Source organism: uncultured Pseudophaeobacter sp. (assembly GCA_905479575.1).
Taxonomy (GTDB): Bacteria; Pseudomonadota; Alphaproteobacteria; order Rhodobacterales; family Rhodobacteraceae; genus Pseudophaeobacter.
The window spans coordinates 25204-42951 of record CAJQNB010000061.1 but is presented as its reverse complement, the minus strand read 5'-3'; the positions used below and the strand labels follow the sequence as shown (position 1 = coordinate 42951).

Annotated in this window: 16 protein-coding genes; 8 read left to right on the top strand and 8 right to left on the bottom strand. The window is 57.2% G+C overall.

The features are described 5' to 3' along the window. The 3 genes from prfB to QZ268_RS15350 form a co-directional block, all read left to right on the top strand. Window positions 1-865 (top strand): peptide chain release factor 2 (gene prfB / locus QZ268_RS15360; protein ID WP_295454399.1); only part of this gene is annotated, 865 nt, incomplete at its 5' end. Window positions 866-1161: 296 nt separating this feature from the next. Further along, complete coding sequence (locus QZ268_RS15355; protein WP_295454397.1) at window positions 1162-2559, top strand: amidase; 1398 nt, start codon at window positions 1162-1164, stop codon at window positions 2557-2559. Window positions 2560-2607: 48 nt separating this feature from the next. Further along, window positions 2608-3372 (top strand): DUF2189 domain-containing protein, encoded by a 765-nt coding sequence (locus tag QZ268_RS15350; RefSeq protein ID WP_295454395.1) that lies wholly within the window; start codon window positions 2608-2610, stop codon window positions 3370-3372. A 48-nt stretch (window positions 3373-3420) separates the two neighbouring features. On the opposite strand, the gene QZ268_RS15345 is transcribed toward QZ268_RS15350, so the two are convergent. Further along, window positions 3421-4251 (bottom strand): helix-turn-helix transcriptional regulator, encoded by an 831-nt coding sequence (locus QZ268_RS15345; RefSeq protein ID WP_295454394.1) that lies wholly within the window; start codon window positions 4249-4251, stop codon window positions 3421-3423. A 117-nt stretch (window positions 4252-4368) separates the two neighbouring features. Here QZ268_RS15345 and QZ268_RS15340 point away from each other — a divergent pair, with 117 nt between their 5' ends. Continuing rightward, entirely contained in the window at window positions 4369-4962 is a 594-nt protein-coding gene (locus QZ268_RS15340) for a hypothetical protein (protein ID WP_295454392.1), read from the top strand. A 202-nt stretch (window positions 4963-5164) separates the two neighbouring features. Here the strand turns inward: QZ268_RS15340 and ilvN are convergent, their stop codons facing one another. From ilvN to QZ268_RS15320, 4 genes are all read right to left on the bottom strand, one after another. Continuing rightward, on the bottom strand, window positions 5165-5725 hold the full coding sequence (gene ilvN, locus QZ268_RS15335) for an acetolactate synthase small subunit (RefSeq protein ID WP_295454390.1): 561 nt from the start codon (window positions 5723-5725) through the stop codon (window positions 5165-5167). 77 nt (window positions 5726-5802) lie between these two features. Further along, window positions 5803-7554 (bottom strand): acetolactate synthase 3 large subunit, encoded by a 1752-nt coding sequence (locus QZ268_RS15330; protein WP_295454388.1) that lies wholly within the window; start codon window positions 7552-7554, stop codon window positions 5803-5805. A 447-nt stretch (window positions 7555-8001) separates the two neighbouring features. Beyond that, window positions 8002-8646: a response regulator transcription factor gene (locus QZ268_RS15325; RefSeq protein ID WP_295454386.1), complete on the bottom strand. Its 645-nt coding sequence runs from the start codon at window positions 8644-8646 to the stop codon at window positions 8002-8004. Between the two features lie 53 nt (window positions 8647-8699). Further along, window positions 8700-10142, bottom strand: coding sequence for a cache domain-containing protein (locus QZ268_RS15320; protein ID WP_295454384.1), 1443 nt, complete (start codon window positions 10140-10142; stop codon window positions 8700-8702). 249 nt (window positions 10143-10391) lie between these two features. Between QZ268_RS15320 and QZ268_RS15315 the strand changes: the two genes are divergently transcribed. The 4 genes from QZ268_RS15315 (at window position 10392) to QZ268_RS15300 (ending at window position 15668) form a co-directional block, all read left to right on the top strand. Next, the gene (locus QZ268_RS15315) at window positions 10392-11474 is read left to right on the top strand and encodes a TRAP transporter substrate-binding protein (RefSeq protein WP_295454382.1); all 1083 of its coding nucleotides are present in this window, start codon (window positions 10392-10394) and stop codon (window positions 11472-11474) included. Window positions 11475-11627: 153 nt separating this feature from the next. After that, window positions 11628-12554, top strand: coding sequence for a TRAP transporter small permease subunit (locus QZ268_RS15310; protein WP_295454380.1), 927 nt, complete (start codon window positions 11628-11630; stop codon window positions 12552-12554). 17 nt (window positions 12555-12571) lie between these two features. Continuing rightward, window positions 12572-14926 (top strand): TRAP transporter large permease subunit, encoded by a 2355-nt coding sequence (locus QZ268_RS15305; protein WP_295454378.1) that lies wholly within the window; start codon window positions 12572-12574, stop codon window positions 14924-14926. 178 nt (window positions 14927-15104) lie between these two features. After that, entirely contained in the window at window positions 15105-15668 is a 564-nt protein-coding gene (locus tag QZ268_RS15300; protein WP_295454376.1) for a hypothetical protein, read from the top strand. A gap of 24 nt (window positions 15669-15692) precedes the next feature. Here the strand turns inward: QZ268_RS15300 and QZ268_RS15295 are convergent, their stop codons facing one another. From QZ268_RS15295 to QZ268_RS15285, 3 genes are all read right to left on the bottom strand, one after another. Next, window positions 15693-16100 carry a VOC family protein gene (locus tag QZ268_RS15295; protein ID WP_295454375.1) on the bottom strand — a complete coding sequence of 136 codons (408 nt, stop codon included), beginning with the start codon at window positions 16098-16100 and terminating at the stop codon, window positions 15693-15695. Beyond that, window positions 16097-16921 carry an arginyltransferase gene (locus QZ268_RS15290; RefSeq protein ID WP_295454373.1) on the bottom strand — a complete coding sequence of 275 codons (825 nt, stop codon included), beginning with the start codon at window positions 16919-16921 and terminating at the stop codon, window positions 16097-16099. Before QZ268_RS15290 ends, QZ268_RS15295 begins: the two co-directional genes overlap by 4 nt. 313 nt (window positions 16922-17234) lie before the next feature. Continuing rightward, window positions 17235-17666, bottom strand: coding sequence for an RDD family protein (locus QZ268_RS15285; RefSeq protein ID WP_295454372.1), 432 nt, complete (start codon window positions 17664-17666; stop codon window positions 17235-17237). Between the last annotated feature and the right edge of the window lie 82 nt (window positions 17667-17748).

Below are 17748 nucleotides of genomic sequence, written 5' to 3'. Positions count from 1 at the left end.
GGAAAATGATGCCGAGATTGTCACCGAGGCTGAAACGGCCTTGAAGAAGCTTGAGAAAGTGGCTGCCGCCAAAGAGCTTGAAGCGCTTTTGGATGGCGAGGCTGACGCCAACGATACGTTCCTTGAAATTAACTCTGGCGCGGGTGGTACAGAATCGTGCGACTGGGCCAATATGCTCGCGCGGATGTATGTCCGCTGGGCTGAGCGTAAGGGCTATAAAGTTGAGCTTCAGTCTGAAAGCCCCGGTGAAGAGGTTGGCATCAAATCGGCGTCCTATAAGATCAGCGGCCACAATGCCTACGGCTGGCTGAAATCCGAAAGCGGTGTGCATCGCCTGGTGCGGATCTCACCTTTTGATTCTGCCGCCAAACGCCATACGTCTTTTTGTTCGGTCTGGGTCTACCCGGTGGTGGACGACAATATCGAGATTGAAGTGAACCCGGCGGATATTCGCATTGATACCTACCGGTCGTCCGGGGCGGGTGGTCAGCACGTAAACACCACCGACTCGGCGGTCCGGATCACCCACCACCCCACCGGTATTGTGGTGACCTCGTCAGAGAAGTCACAGCACCAAAACCGCGACATCGCGATGAAAGCACTGAAATCCCGGCTGTATCAGCAAGAGCTGGACCGCCGTAACGCGGCCATCAACGAGGCCCATGAAAACAAGGGCGATGCAGGATGGGGCAGCCAGATCCGGTCGTATGTGTTGCAGCCGTACCAAATGGTCAAAGATCTGCGTACCAGCCACGAGACCTCTGACACCAAAGGGGTGCTCGACGGGGATCTGGATGGGTTTATGGCAGCGACGCTGGCGATGAATGTCGCGGGCAAAAGCCGTTCGCAAGCGCAGGGCGACTAAGCTGTTTTGGGTGCCTTGTTTTGCAAACAAGGCGTCATTCAAAAGGGGCAAAGAACACAGGTCCGGGTGCAGGGATAATCCCTGCACCCTTTTTGTTGCTTGTGTGCCTGTCTACCTGCCCGTCTACCTGCAAGTCTGATTTTTAGGATGTAGCCACTGATCTGGGTGAGTGGTGGTGGATTTTCCGCCAGATAAAGTCGTTTTTCCAGGCGAATGAAAAGGTTAGCCTTGGGTGCAGCTTTTCAGACGTAAATTCCAGCGCTAGGCTGATCCATAAGTATAGCAGGAGTATTTTCATGTATGACCCCTTTGGATCGGCGCTGGAGCTGGTGACACAGCTGCGCAGTGGTGCGCTTAGTGCGGTGCAGGTGATGCAGGAAACCCTGGACCGGATTGATGCAGTCAATCCGCAGCTGAATGCCATTGTCGCCCTGCGTGACCGGGATGTGCTGATGGCCGAAGCCGCTGCCGCTGATCAGGCCAAATCCCGCGGCGTGCTGCATGGTTTGCCAATGGCAATCAAGGACCTGGCCAATGTCAAAGGCATAGCCTCTACCCAGGGCTCGCCCATGTTCAGGGATTTTGTGCCGCAACAGGATGAGCTTTTTGTGGCGCGTCTGCGCGCCGCCGGAGCCATTTTTATTGGCAAAACCAATACGCCAGAGTTTGGCCTGGGCTCCCATACGTTCAACCCTGTTTATGGCGCCACCCGCAATCCGTTCGACACAGACCGTAGCTGTGGCGGATCCTCTGGCGGGGCTGCGGTGGCGCTGTCTGCCGGGCTGGTCGCATTGGCCGATGGCTCTGACATGATGGGATCCCTGCGCAACCCGGCGGGCTGGAACAATGTCTACGGCTTTCGCCCGACCTGGGGCATGATCCCTTCAGAACCAACCGGGGACCTGTTCCTGCATCAGCTGGCAACCGCAGGCCCGATGGCACGCAGCCCAGAAGACCTCGCCCTGTTGCTGGACGTAATGTCCGGCCCTGATCCGCGCCAACCGCTGTCGCGAAGCCGCGAGACAATGCTGCCGCTTCCAGAGCCCGCGCCGATGCGTATCGGCTGGCTGGGCGATTGGGGCGGGGCCTTCCCGATGGAGCCTGGTGTGCTTGAAACCAGCGAAAAGGCCCTGGCGCATCTGCGCAACCTCGGTCACCGGGTCGAAACTGTGCCTGCACCATTTTCCGCAGAGCAGATCTGGGAGTCCTGGATTACCCTGCGGTCTTTTGCGGTGGCTGCCGGCCTGCGTGCCCTTGAAGGGCACCGGGCAAGCCTGAAAGAGACGGCGATCTGGGAGTTGGACCGGGGCCTGTCATTTAGCGCCCAGCAGATACAGCAGGCCTCGGATCTGCGCTCTGATTGGCAGCGCCGGGCCACGGAGCTGTTTCAGAGCTATGATGCGCTGGTTTTGCCATCGGCGCAGGTCTGGCCCTTTGCGCTGGATCTGGATTATCCGCGTGACATCAATGGCGTCGCGATGGACAGCTATCACCGTTGGATGCAGGTTGTGACACCGGTCAGCCTGCTGGGGCTGCCCTGTCTGGCGGTTCCTGCCGGTTTTGGCCAAACCGGGTTGCCTATGGGGGTGCAGATCTTTGCGGCGCAGGGACAGGACCAAAACCTGCTGGCGCTGGGGCAGGGCTATCATCAAGCCAGCCTGCTGCCACAGAACGCCCCGCCGCCCCTGGGTTGATCCGGGGGAAAACAGAACACGAGACATTTTTCTGGGGAGGAGAATTGAGTGAGTGAGAAAGCTTTTGGAGTGCCGGACCTGCAGCCAATGCGGGCCGAGATTTTGGCGCAGGCGCTAAAATGTGGCTGGCAGGATTTTTGCAAAAAACCCGGATACGGGCTGTTTTTTTCCGGGGTCTATGTGCTGGCTGGCTGGGCGATGATCTGGATAACCCTGCAAACGGGAACCACATTCTGGCTGGTGCTTGCCGCCATTGGCTTTCCATTGATCGGCCCCTTTGCCGCAGTTGGGCTCTATGAGGTTTCGCATCGTCTGGAACAGGGGGAGCCTATGGATGCCGGGGGTATTCTGGGCGTCATTCTGCTTCAAAGCCGACGCCAGCTGCCCTCGATCTGCGCCATTATTATTGTGGTGTTCCTGTTCTGGTTCTTTCTGGGGCATATGATCTTTGCGCTGTTTCTGGGTCTGTCGACGATGACCAACATCTCCAGCTCGCTGGAGGTTTTTCTGTCGCTGAATGGCATGCTGATGCTGGGCGTCGGCAGCCTGGTTGGGGCGCTTTTTGCGTTGCTGCTCTATATGATTACGGTGATTTCGCTGCCGCTGCTTCTGGACCGCGAAGTTGATTTTGTCACCGCGATGATCGCCAGTTTTACCTACGTGCAGAGAAACTTCCTGTTGATGATGCTCTGGGCGGGGGCGATTTCGGTTTTGACCTTCGCGGCGCTCTTGCCCGGGTTTGCCGGGCTGTTTCTGGTTCTGCCTTTGCTGGGGCATGCCACCTGGCATATCTACCGCCAGATTGCCCGTTGACCAAGGTACGTGCGGCAACGGCAAAGGGGGGGGCCTGGGACTATGGCCTTAGCTGAAGGGGTCATCCGGGCGCAGCAGGTGACGGTGGTAGGGCAGCAGATCTTCAGCCGTGGAAAATCCGGCTGTGCGTGCCACCTTGAGCGCGCTGCCTATGTCCCGCCCCAGATGTTCGTAGACCATACGCGTAACCCGCTCACCGCTGCTGTCGCGCACGGTGCGCGCCACATAGCCAAGCCAGAAGTTGTTTTCCAAAGACCCAATCCGCGCCAGGTAGTTGAACGAATAGGTCATAGCGTGGCGTCGTGAGATGACAAAGGCAACGCCGTCCTCATGGGAGGTCAGAATGCCGCGAAACTCGCGCCGCTTGGGGGCGTCGGACAGGCCCTGGTAGCGCATCGCTTCGCGCGCCTCGTAGCCTTTGATAAAGGTTGCAGCCTTGCCAGAGCGGAACACGTGGACCAACCCAATGACAAACTTGTCGCTGTTGACAAAACTGCGTCGGGTGAACCGATAGAACCCTGTCGGGAACATTGCCTCGTTGACCTGGCGGATACCGTGGCCAAGAAAATCGGCGAGAAACGGGCCGTTAAGGATGTTCCCCTGTTGCCCGATTGTCTCAACCGGTTCCAACAAAATGCGGGCGTCCACTTCGAAAAAATTACATATCCGGTCAAGAATGTCCGGCCGTGGAAAGCTCTCGCCGGACATGTAACGGTTGAACTGGGTTCTGTTGATCCCAAGCCGCCGCGCCAGTTCCGAAACCGAAGGATAGTGCTGCGCGAGGTGACGCAGATTGGTGCCAAACATATTGCGCAGTTGTGCCGGCGACCGTGTCGAAGCAGTGTCTGTTTGACCTGTGAGGTCCAGTGTGTCTGACATGGCAGCCTGTGTATCCTGTTTTCTGGGCGGAATAGTCACGAATTTCGAGGGTATGGACGCTAATCCGTGTCATGCCGTCTCTAAGTTGTGTCAGAGTCTTAGGGGTGCAGACACAAAATGCAATGGGTCGATGCATTTTTGACGATGTTGAAACAGAGCCTTTTGAACCAAACTCAATCTGTCCAGAATGCGAGGACTGTTATGATTGGAATTGTTCTTTGGAGTGACGCGACAGCTGGAAAAGCAATTATTTGGTGCGAAGATCAGGGGGATTTGGCATTCTACACCCATGTGGGTACCTTTGATAATTTTGCAATCCGTTCTGGTGACTGGGTGTCGTTCGAGTTGACGTTGGAAAATGATCTGCGTGTGGCGTTGGATATTCAGGTTCTTCAGGAACCTGGCTGTCCTGGTCTGGCAGAGGATCTTGCTGTTGCCAGCAAAAAGGCATGTGCGGGCTCATCGCTTAAGCTAGTGGCGCAGCAGGGGGCGTCATACGACATACCTGTCACAGCCACCGCTGCAACATGCGTCGCGGTCGCGGAGAGGCCAGTGTCCCCCGTTCGGTTGGAGCGGCCAAGCACGGCTGGGGTGAGACGGGAAGAGGCGGAGCAATCCCACAGCCGCGTTTCGCCTTTGGCCGATGACGATGAGGCGCAGAACATCATTGCCTTTCCATTGGATGCAGCTGGTCGGTTGCGCCGCGCCTGAGCCTTGTCTGAGGTGACGGCAACCGGGCTTTGGCCTTAGGTGTGGCCTCAGTTCTGGTGCCTGGCTTCTGATGGTGTTGGATCTCCTTCGGCAAGGAGGGACGGCCAGGAGAGAACCGCCAAGGAGAGACAGTAAGTCTAGAACACAAAAAGGCCGGTCATTGGACCGGCCTTTTTTACATCTCGTTTTCTTGTTCGTGCTGTCAGGCGCCGCGCAGCAGCGCTGCAACGCCGGTTCGCGCAACTTCTGTCAGACCCAAAGGGCGCATCAGATCGGCAAAGGCATCAATCTTCTCCGGTGCTCCGGTGATTTCGAAGATGAAGCTGTTCAAGGTGCTGTCGACCACATTGGCCCGGAAAATATCGGCCAGGCGCAGGGCTTCGACCCGCTTGTCACCCTCTCCGGCCACTTTGAAAATGGCCAGCTCGCGCTCGACCGATGCGCCTTCAACGGTGAGATCATGCACCTCATAGACCGATACAATACGGCCAAGCTGGGCCTTGATCTGCTCGATCACCTGGGGGGTGCCGGTGGTCACCACAGTGATACGGGACAGATGCCCGGTGTGATCCACTTCGGCGACGGTGAGGCTTTCGATGTTATAGCCACGACCGGCAAACAGGCCGATGACACGGGCCAGAACGCCGGGTTCGTTTTCGACCAGAACCGCCAGAGTGTGTTTTTCCTGAACATCCGAAAATGTGGGGCGTAGGTTATAGGCAGAATGGCGGGTGGAGCCTTTTTTGATATGTAGGGCAGACATTTATGTCCCTTTCTGAATTCGGGCCAAAGTACGGGGCAGGGCGCAACCGCCCTGCAAATTCTGTAGCTGGGCGGGGGTTATACCAAAACCGCGCCACCGGACTGGATCACGCCCTGGGTGTCGGCTTCGCCCATCAGCATCTCGTTATGGGCCTTGCCTGATGGGATCATCGGGAAGCAGTTCTCGTGCTTTTCCACCAGGCAGTCAAAGATCACTGGCCCGTCATGGTTGATCATTTCCATGATGGCGTCGTCCAGATCAGCGGGGGCAGAGCACAAGATGCCCTTGGCGCCAAAGGCCTCGGCCAGTTTTACAAAATCAGGCAGCGATTCAGACCAGGAATGGCTGTACCGTTCGCCGTGCAGCAGCTCCTGCCACTGGCGCACCATGCCCAGACGTTCGTTGTTGAGGATGAACTGTTTCACCGGCAGGCGATACTGGGCAGCGGTGCCCATCTCCTGCATGTTCATCAACCACGAGGCTTCACCGGCGACGTTGATCACCAACGCGTCCGGGTGCGCCATCTGCACCCCGATCGAAGCGGGGAAGCCATAGCCCATGGTGCCAAGCCCGCCGGAGGTCATCCAGCGGTTGGGGTCTTCAAAGTTGAGGTATTGCGCCGCCCACATCTGATGCTGGCCAACCTCGGTGGTGATATAGCGGTCATGGTCCTTGGTCAGAGCTTCGAGCCGTTCCAGAGCATACTGTGGCTTGATGGTCTTTTGCGACCCGGTATAGGCCAAGCAATTGACCCCACGCCATTCGCTGATCTGTTTTTGCCATTTGGCAATGGCTTCGCGGTTCACCTTGCGGCCGCGCGCCTTCCAAACCTTGAGCAGATCCTCCAGAACATGGCCCACGTCACCGACAATTGGGATGTCGATGCGGATCACCTTGTTGATCGAAGATGGGTCGATATCGATGTGGGCCTTTTTGGAATTTGGGCTGAAGGCATCGATACGGCCGGTGATCCGGTCGTCAAAACGGGCGCCGATATTGATCATCAGATCGCAGTCATGCATCGCCAGGTTGGCCTCATAAAGCCCATGCATGCCCAGCATGCCCAACCAGTTCTCGCCTGAGGCTGGATAGGCCCCCAATCCCATCAGGGTTGAAGTGATCGGAATACCGGTGCCATCCACCAGTTCGCGCAGCAGTTGGCAGGCGGCTGGGCCGGAGTTGATCACGCCACCGCCGGTATAGAAAACGGGGCGTTCAGCAGCTTCAATCGCGGCGACCAGTTCGGTGATTTCTTCCATGTCGCCTTTGACGATGGGCTGATAGCGCGAAGCGCTTGGCTTGGCTGGCTCATAGGTGCCAGTGGCAAACTGCACATCTTTGGGGATGTCGATCAGAACGGGGCCGGGGCGACCCGAGGTGGCGACATGAAAGCCTTCGTGCAGGGTCGCGGCCAGCTTGTCGGTGTCTTTCACCAGCCAGTTGTGCTTGGTGCAGGGGCGGGTGATGCCAACAGTGTCGGCCTCCTGAAAGGCATCCGAGCCGATCATAAAGGTGGGAACCTGGCCGGTGAGAACCACCAGCGGAATGGAATCCAGCAACGCATCGGTCAGGCCGGTCACCGCATTGGTAGCGCCGGGGCCAGAGGTCACCAGCACAACGCCGGGCTTGCCGGTGGAGCGGGCATAGCCTTCGGCGGCATGGACCGCGCCCTGCTCGTGACGCACCAGGATGTGGCGAATGTCATTTTGCAGGAAAATTTCGTCATAGATCGGAAGTACGGCGCCACCTGGGTATCCGAAAACTGTGTCGACGCCCTGTTCCTTCAGGGCTTCGACTATCATCTTTGCGCCGGTCATTTCACGTGTCATCTGCTTTTTGCTCCAATTGGCGGCATCGTCCATTACGCATAAAAAAAGCCTCCGCTAATTCTAGGGGAGGCGCATGGGTTTGATTGTGGTCTACCGTTACCGGCCCATGCGCTTGGTTCCTACAATTACGACTAGGCTGGTCATTGCCAGGCTCTCCTTTACTGCGTTGCAGCGGACATTATGATTGCTTTGGCGGGGCGTCAACAGGCAAAAGGATCGAAAGCCCTCTCATTTCGGACATTTTCTTGCGCAAGGGGTGTGTTTTTGGGAATTATCGGAATGTTTGGGTGCGAATTGTGATCTTTCGTTCCCTTCTTTCCATTCCCCAGCGCTGTTTTGCCCGCCGAAAGTGGCCGAACCGGGGTCTTTGCGCCTAAGGCGCCTCAGCTGTGACGGCAAGGAAATGGCGCTCTGGAGCGGGGCAAAATCTGTGTGGGCGCGTTGGCCTCAGAATTCGTGGCCGGTGCCCTGCAGGACGCCATGTTCCAGCGCATAGCGGGTCAGGCCTGCGGTTGAGGAAATGCCCAGCTTGCGCTTGATGTTTTTGCGGTGGGTCTCAACCGTGCGCACCGAGATATCCAGTGCCAGGGCGACTTCCTTGTTTGATTTCCCCTGGGCCAGTTCCAACAGGATGGTCTGCTCGCGCCCGGTGAGCGCTTCGCGCGTCTCGCCATCCTTGGGTTCGAGCGAGCCCTGGGCGCCTGTGCAGAGATACCGTTCACCGCTCATCACTGTATCAATGGCCTGCTTGATCTCTTCGGTGGGCACATCTTTTAGGATATACCCCAGCGCGCCATGGCTCAGCGCAGTGGAGATATATTCAGGGCTGTCATGCATCGTCAGGATGACAATTCGGGTTTCTGGCTGGCGCTCCAAAATCATCTCGGTGGCGCTTAAACCGCCAAGCCGGGGCATGTTCAGGTCCATCAAAATAACGTCCGGTGCAAGAGCCGGGGCTTGTTCCACCGCCTCAGCTCCATCCTTGAGGCAGGCGAGCACCTCAATGTCGTCATAGCTCTCTAGGATCGATTGGATGCCTTCGGCGACCATCGGGTGATCATCGACGATTAAAACGCGAACTGTGGTGCTCATCTCTTTCCCTTTGGTCGAAAGCGGCGCATCGGTCTTGTACTGAAGCAGAGGCGTCAGCCTTCAACCGACTTGCTCCCCAGATCCGCGCCAAGGGATTCCCCCGGGGCCAGAAGGTGGCTAAGGGGGAGGGTGGCTTCGATCATGGTGCCGCTTTGGGTGCCACGTGATGACAGAATGCGTAAGGTGCCGTCAAGCTGCTCTATCCGTTCCTGGATGTTACGCAGGCCAATCCCTGGGCCGGTGCGGTCCTGATCGAGCGGCAATCCGCGACCGTTATCGGTGATACGCATGGTAACGCCCTTGGCGTGGCCGCGCAGATCCATGGTCATTTCACTGGCATCAGAATGGCGCTCGATATTCATTAGGGCCTCTTGGGCAATCCGGTAGAGCGCGATCTTGGCCTCCGGGTCGAGCCGGTTGCGAAAGACCACAGTGCTGAATTCTGAGTGGATGCCGGTGCGGGTAGAAAAATCATCGGTCAAGGCCTTGAGTGCGGGGCCCAGCCCCAGGTCATCCAGCACGCGGGGGCGTAGGTCACGGCTGATGCGACGGACCTCGGTAATTGCATTGGCCAGATCGTCGATGCCTTTGTCCAGGGGCGGCAATCCGCGATCCAGTTCGCCGCGCTTGAGACGGCGACTGGCATTGTCCAGCGCGTAGCGTACCCCGACCAGGATTTGACTGATGCCGTCGTGCAATTCCCGCGCCACCCGCCCGCGCTCTTCTTCCTGGGCGTCAAAGACACGTTGGGTCAGCTCCTTGAGCTTGGCATCGGCCAGGCGACGTTCGCGGATGTTGAGAACCATACCGGAGGCAAAAACCACGATCAGGGCGGCCAAGGTGATGACGCCAATATACAAAAAGGTACGCTGTACCCGGGCTTCAACCTCGGCACGGGCGACAGCAACCGAAGCCAGCACATCGTCGATAAACACGCCAGTGCCCACAGCCCATTGCCAATCCTGCAGGCCAACAACATAGGCAACCATCCGGGCTTCTTCCCCGGTAGAGGGCTTTTGCCACATAAAGCTGTGCCACCCGGCACCTTGCCGTGCCAGCCGGATGAATTCATCCACTACGGGGGTGCCCTGGCTGTCTTTGAGGCCCGACCAGTTTCGTGTGATGAACTCTGTCTGCCGCGGACTGACGAGATTGGTGCCGTCATAGTCATAGACAAAAAAGAACCCATCCGTGCCATAGATCATCGAAGACAGAATCTGGGCGACCTGTTCTTTGGCCTCGTTGTCATCAGGTGAGGCACGACCATAGATAAAGGAAAACCCATTGCGCGCCTGAGTCACATAGTTGCGCAGTTCGGCCTTCTTGGCAGCCAGCAATTGCTGTTGCAGCGCCTGGATCTCGCGCTCAGCTGAGCTGCTTGATTCAAACGCGACCAGCAGGGCAATTGCCGCCACCGCAACAACAAGCGGCAGTGTCGCCAGAATCGATAGCTTCTGTGCGTAGTTCGGTCGAAAAGGTGGGCGGAATAAGGCCATGTGCCGAATCGTTACGCAATCCCGCAACCGAATCAAAGGGCTGGAAGCGCATTTTCCGGACGTGACGGCCGAGATTCGCTGCGGTTCCACAAAAATTCCGTCTTTGAACGCAGGATTTTGGGGTTTTTCGGCGTACCTACGCAGTACTAGGTATTCACAAGGGGCGCAGCACCGCTACGTTGACGCCACTCGAAAAGATCCGTCCGGCCCAAGCTGGACATAGGGACTACTTATGGGAGGAGCACTATAATGGATCGTCGTTCTTTTTTGAAAACCTCTGCGCTGGGCGGGACCGCCGCAGCTGCAACCACTTTGGCCGCACCGGCATATGCACAGGGTAAACGCACCCTGACCATGGTTACCACCTGGGGCCGTGGTCTGGCGGGCGTGTTTGACGCTGCACAGCGCGTTGCCGACAACGTTACCGCCATGTCCGATGGTCAGCTGACCGTCGACATCAAAGCCGCCGGTGAGCTGGTTGGCGCGTTTGAAGTGTTTGACGCGGTTTCTTCCGGTCAGGCCGACATGTACCACGGCGCCGACTACTACTTTGTGGGTCAGCACCCAGGCTATGCCTTCTTTACTGCTGTGCCCTTTGGCATGACCGCTCAGGAACTGTCCAACTGGTATTACCAGGATGGCGGCATGGAGCTGCACGACGAGCTGGGTCAGATCTTTGGTCTGAAGTCCTTCCTCGGCGGCAACACCGGCGCCCAGGCTGGCGGCTGGTTCTCGAAAGAGATCAACAGCCCCGAAGACTTCAACGGTCTGAAGTTCCGTATGCCTGGCCTCGGCGGTAAAGCTTTGGGTAAACTGGGCGCTTCCGTTCAGAACATCCCTGGTTCCGAAGTGTATCAGGCGCTGTCCTCTGGTGCCATCGACGGCACCGAGTGGATCGGCCCCTGGGCGGATGAAAAGGCTGGTTTCCAGGAAATCACCAAGACCTACTACACCGCCGGCTTCCACGAGCCAGGCGCCGGTCTGTCGGTTGCGACCAACCGTGACGTCTTTGAAAGCCTGTCGCCTGCGCACCAGAAGATCATCGAAATCGCTTCGGCTGAATGCCACCAGTGGAACCTGACACAGTTCCTGGCCAATAACGGTGCAGCTCTGCAGCGTCTGCAGGCTGGCGGCGTAAAGGTCATGGAATTCCCTGACTCGGTCTGGGATGCCTTTGGTCAGGCTTCGAAAGAAGTGCACGAAGAAAACCTGGGTGATGATCTGTACAAAAAGATCTACGACAGCGCCATGAAGTCGATGAAGTCTTCTTCTGGCTGGCAGAACCTGTCGTCCGGTGTTTACACCGCACAGCGCGACCGCGTTCTGGGTTAACCCAACCCGAAGCCTCTTTTGGATCTCCCGCCAGGTGCGGGGGATCCCTTTTTCATTTTTGCCGCAGGCCAGAAGGCAGTGGTCGCCCGCGTATCACGCATTCTGGGCGGGACTGTCGCTTGATGCCGCAGCATGCAATCATCCGAGGGAACAATGCAGGACGATACAGGCATTTCCTTTTTCGGCGCCCTGTTCAACGGTCTGATCTGGCTGGTTCAGAACATCGCTGGCGCCTTTTACAATTTCGGCTACGCCGTAACCCATCCGCAGCTGTGGCTTGATTGGTCTGACAAGACTTCGATCATGCGCTTTGTCTACTATGGCGGCTCGGTGGAGTTCTTTTTTGTAGTCTTTACTGTGTTCCTGATGCTGACGGCTGTTGGCCTTTACCGCCGCCAGGTCATGTGGGGCATGGTGCGTGGCCTTGAAGGTTTTGCCAATGGCATCGGGCGCTTTTTTGCCTGGGCTGGTCTGATCATGGTGATCCAGCAAATCGTCATTGTGTTCATGCAGCGGATCTTTGCCCGCCCCGACATGAGTTTTGGTCTTGGGATTGCCTTGGAAAAAGACATCAGCTGGTTTGCTGAAGAGCTCAAGCTCTACAACGCCTTGGTGGTCTGCCTCTGTGTGAGCTACACCTTTGTGCAGGGCGGCCATGTGCGGGTTGATCTTGTCTATTCCGGTGTCAGCTTCCGCACCAAACGTGTGATCGACATGGTGGGATCGCTGATCTTCATGATGCCGGCCGCCGTGCTGACCTGGATGTATGGCTGGTATTTCCTGTGGCGCCACCTCATCGTGCCAAAGCCGTCGGCATCCGACAGTCTGGAGCGCCTGGTGATGAAAGCCCGCGCGCTGCGCTGGAACGTCGAAACCATCGGGTTCAGTCCCAATGGCTTTAACGGATACTTTCTCTTCAAGATCTTGCTGGTGACCTTTGCCGGTATCGTCTTTATGCATGCCATCGCCTTCTTCTACCGCTCCATGCTGGAGTTCATTGAAGGCCAGGGCAGTGAAAATAAATACCTCGACAAGGATACCCTTGGAGAGGGCGAAGAAGCCTATGAAGGCGCTCATTAACCTAAGGGACAGCTGATATGCTATTCGGTCTTGATGGCGTCGAACTCGGCCTGCTCATCGTATTTCTATGCCTTTTTGGAGGCATCCTCTCCGGTTTTCCGGTGGCTTTTGCCATCGGTGGTGCCGGTATCATCTCCTTTGGGATCATCGCGGCACTGGACAGTGCCGGACTGCTGATCCACCAGGCCATTGATACCTCTTCCGAGGTCTATCGCAGCCTTGTGGATAGCGGGGTGAAACCCGATGCAATTTCAATCTTCCGATATCCGGAACTGCCGCGCATTGCCGAGCCTGTGTTTGTACAGGGTTGGGAATATGCGATGGATCGCAATGTCTCCTTCATTGTGAACCGGATGAACGAGCGGGTTCTGGCCGGGGCATCGATTGAAACCCTGCTGGCAGTTTTGATGTTCGTTCTGATGGGGATCACCCTGGAACGGTCCAAAATTGCCAATGACCTGCTGACAACAATGGCGCGGGTCTTTGGCCCGCTGCCAGGTGGTCTTGCGGTGTCTATCGTTGTGGTTGGTGCCTTCCTGGCGGCCTCCACCGGGATCGTTGGTGCCACCGTGGTGACCATGGGCCTGCTGGCTCTGCCGACCATGTTGCGCAACAACTACTCGCCTGAACTGGCAACTGGTGTGATCGCGGCCTCTGGTACCCTGGGGCAAATCATTCCACCGTCCATCGTGATCGTTCTTCTGGGGACCCTGGCAGGGGATCTGTATTCCACCGCACAGGAAAGCCGGGCGATGGAGGCAGGCTGTTCCGACGCTTTGACCTATCTGGGCGAACCGGCGGTTGTCTCTGTGGGCACATTGTTCCAGGCGGCTTTGCTGCCGGGGATCATGCTGGCGCTGCTCTATGCGCTTTATGCCTTTGGCTATGCGATGCTGAACCCGGAAAAAGCGCCAGCTGTTGCGCTGGAGGCCAGCTCCAATGAGCCGGTGACGCGCAACGAAGCGCTGCTGTGGTTCCTTGGTGCACCTGCTGCCATCATTGGCGGTGCCATGCTGTTGGGCTCCTTTGGGGTGATCGGTTCGCAGAACATTACGGTCTCGGCATTTTCTGACGCAGGTCAAACCGCCTCTTTGCGGACCAATGTCGGACCACAGTGCCAAGCGGCAATGATTGACCTGCACGGTCAAGAGGCCTGGGATGCCGCAGTTGCGGAACAGACCGCGATTGATGCGGCTGGCGGCGTTGCACAGGCAACCAAGCTGACTGAGGAAGAGTTTGCTCAGGCAGGTGTCGACAAGATCGCGGCAGCTGCTCCGATTGGCACAGGCGTTACCATCCTGGTGATCATGCTGGGGCTGGTTCTGGCCATTGGTCGTGGGGTTGCTCCGTCGCGGGACACCAAGCCGCTGATCCTGGGGGCCATTGGCCTGTTGCTGGTTTTGCTCGTCGATGTGCTGTTGATTGCACCTACGACAACGCCCGGTGTCACGGTTCTGTTGTTGGCGCTGCCTGCACTGTTGGCGCTGTATGGTGCGCGCGAAGCTGCCGCCCGCTGTGCGCGCAATGATCTGATCCGGGTGGTTTTCCCACCGCTGGTTCTGATTGTTGCCGTGCTTGGCTCGATCCTTGGTGGTATTACCAACCCAACGCCCGCTGCGGCGCTTGGCGCCGGTGGTGCAATCATGCTGGCGGCCTACCGCAAGCTGCAGGACCAAGGCAAGTCGGGCAAGATCATCATCTGGGCCACCTTTGCCGTGATGATTGCGATCCTGATCGGGGTGAACTTTGATCTGCGGATCAACCAGTCTGATGTCAGCGTCGAAAGCTGGATCGCCTTCGGTGTTGCCTATGGTGCCTATCTGTTTGCTCTGTTTGGCCTGCTTTATGGCTGCTGGGTTCTGTACAAAGGCGCTGTTCTGACACCCATTGTGCGGGAAACAGCCAAGGTTACCTCCATGGTCTTTACCATCCTGATCGGCTCGCAGCTGCTCAATCTGGTGGTGATTTCCTTTGGCGGTGAACACTACATCCAGCAGTTCCTGAAGAGCTTTGACAATGAGATGACGGTCTTCCTGATCGTGATGTTGGTGCTGTTCTTCCTGGGCTTTGTGCTCGACTTCCTCGAGATCATCTACATCGTGATCCCGATTGTTGGGCCGGTCATCTATGGCGGTTCCTTTGATCCCAAATGGGTGACGATCATGGTTGCGGTGAACCTGCAGACCTCCTTCCTGACACCACCTTTTGGCTTTGCGCTGTTCTATCTGCGTGGGGTCGCACCAAAAGAGGTGACCACCGGACATATCTATCGTGGGGTTCTGCCCTTCGTATTGATCCAGGTGGCAGGTCTGGCGCTGCTGTGGTTCTTCCCCTCGATTGTGACCATCATTCCGGCGCTGATCCCCAACTGATCAGGACGATCCTAGAACTAAACGATTGCAAAGGGGCTCCGGTTTGGGGCCCCTTTTGCGATTGCGCAGGGGGGCGCAACGGGCCGGTCTGACAGGTGGCTTTACAAAGTCAGCATAGGCATTAGTCTGGGGCCTGTGTTCTGGTGGGGGCTGGGGCAAATAAAAGGAGTGGTATTCCATGTCCTTAGTGCGAGAATGGCGGTTGGCCAAAAAGCGGTATGACGCGGCCCATACCCAAGCGCAAAAACAGATACAGGCCTTAAATACCAAGCTCTCCGCGGTAGAGTATTATCTGCATGCATTGCGCGACAATAAACTCTCTGATCAGGCGCATATGCGCAAGATTGACGCCTATCTGGATGAGTTTTCCCCCGACAGTATCGAGACAATTCAAGCTGCACTGTTTCGTGAGCTGGAGAACCTGACCGCAATCGAGTGTCGCCCTGAAGCGGGGATCGAAAGAACGCTTGCAGCATTGGAGCAAATCCTGGAAGCCGCAGAAGAGCTGATGGCCAAAGGCGAGGTTTCTGCTGCGCAATGGAGCCAATACCGGGAGGTCTATGACCGCAGCGCCCATCGGCTGATGGATGCCGGGGATGTTTTTGAGGAGTTCATCAATAAACGGGCAAATATGGAAGAAAAACTGGCCCTGCGGCTGGACCACGCCACACTTCTGAAAAAAATCACTCAGCGCAGCCGCGCGGTGCATGACTACCTGCAGCGCAACGAGATCCCCGGCTAGGCGCGACCTGGCTGGCCTCCTGCGCTAATCTGTTGTGAATTCCAGCAAGTCCCAGCGATTGCCAAAGGGATCTTGCCAGACGGCCACTGTGCCATAGGGCTCCTGACGTGGGGCTTCTTCAAACAGGACACCAAGGGCAAGCATCCGGGCATGGTCACGGGCAAAATCATCTGTTGTCAGGAATAGCCCGACGCGGCCGCCAAACTGGTTGCCAATGGCGGCATCTTGGACAGGCCCTGTTGCCCGCGCCAGGATCAGGCTGCCCTGGGTGGCACCTGGGGGCAGGATGCGCACCCAGCGTTTGTGGCCCTGGTCGATGTCCTCGACCAGCTGCCAGCCCAGAAGATCACAGTAATAGGCGATTGCCGCATCATAGTCCGGTACGAGCAAAGCAACCGCATGCAGTGCCTGAACTGGGCAGGGCTTGCTCATCTGCGGCGATGAACTGGCTGCTCGGGCAAGTGGATATTAGCCACCTGTTCGGCGATGGGATCTGTGGACAATGGATGGCTGCTTTCGGCAAATTCTGCCGGATCGCGCATCGGTTTCCACGCCCCCTGATGATAGACTTCAAGGCCGGAAAACTTCTCTTTGTAGCTCATCTTGCTGCTGCCGGGCACCCAGTAGCCAAGATAGACATAGGGAAGTCCGGTCTCCAGTGCGATGGCGATATGATCCAGGATCATATAGGTGCCGATGGAGTTTTGCGGCTGGTCCGGGTCGTAGAAGGAATAAACCATGCTCAACCCGTCTTCCAGCACATCGGTCAGCGAGACCGCAACAAGGCCGCTGAACTGGGGTTCGGTGTATTCGATGACCCGGCTTCGGATCGGGGTTTCCTCGATCATTGCCGCATATTCAAAGACATCCATATCCGCCATGCCACCGTCAGAATGGCGGCTGTCAAGGTAGCGCCGGAACAGGGTGTATTGATCTTCTGTCGCCCAGGGAGAGGTGGCGCGGCGCAACAAGGAGGCATTGCGTTTTAGGATGCGTTTCTGGCTGCGGGTCTTTACAAAGGCGCTGACATCAATGCGGGCCGACATGCAGGCAGAACAATCCGAGCATGAAGGGCGATAGAGCACGTTTTGAGACCGGCGAAACCCTTGATGCGATAGGCTATTGTTCAGCTGATCGGCACCTTCACCCTGTAGTGAGGTGAACAGCTTCCGCTCCATCCGGTTTTCCAGATAGGGGCAGGGCTGGGGGGCCGTGACATAGAACTGAGGAGCAATGGGAAGTGTGTGACGCATCTGAGGCTAGACTAACAAACAGGATTTCTTGATCATAAGAAACAACCACAAGATAGCAATGGCAAAGCCAGACTCCAAGCGGCCAATGGAAACTGGTTAAAATCGTGAGACAAGCGGTCGCGCTGCAAAAGATGCTGCACAGCGCGCGCCAGATGTGCGCTGTCTGGATTGAAGCCCCTTAGATGTATGTTGCCTGATGCAAAGACGGTTCCAAGCGGCGCTTCAGACCTGTGGCTTTGGGGCACTGGCGAATGGCTAGGGGGCTATCTGGCCGCAGCAGAGCAAACACGGTTTCCCCGCTCGGCCAGCAGGCTTAAGCGCGCCGGTTGAGCATGACAGTCCCCAACAGAGCGTCGCTCAGCCCCTGTCCTCTGGAGGTGGTCAGCATCATGATGATCGAAATCACCTGCAACACGGGAACTGCGACAGAAAAGGTAAAACCAAGGGTGTGCAGCATAGCCTGCTGCCCGTTCAAACGGCGCCCGGACAGGTCGCGCAGTTCAATCCCGGCAAAGCGCATACCCAGAGTGGCAGAGCTGTTTGTGAGGGTAACGGTTCGGTAGATGAAACCGATCACCAAATAGAGCAGCGGCCAAATGAGGAGGCCAACAAAAGCCGTCAAAAGCACTATTACAAGGCTCAACACGATGATCAGAATACTATCGACAACCCATGCCACGAGACGTTTTGGGGCGGTGAGCGCGTAGAATTCGGCCTGATAATCGGGGTCGGGCAGGGAGGTCATGGGGATGCCTTTTTGAATGTGGATGACATAGAGGGCGCCGCCCCCGGCCTAAGCCTAGGCTAAGGGGGCGGCGCGGTCTTGA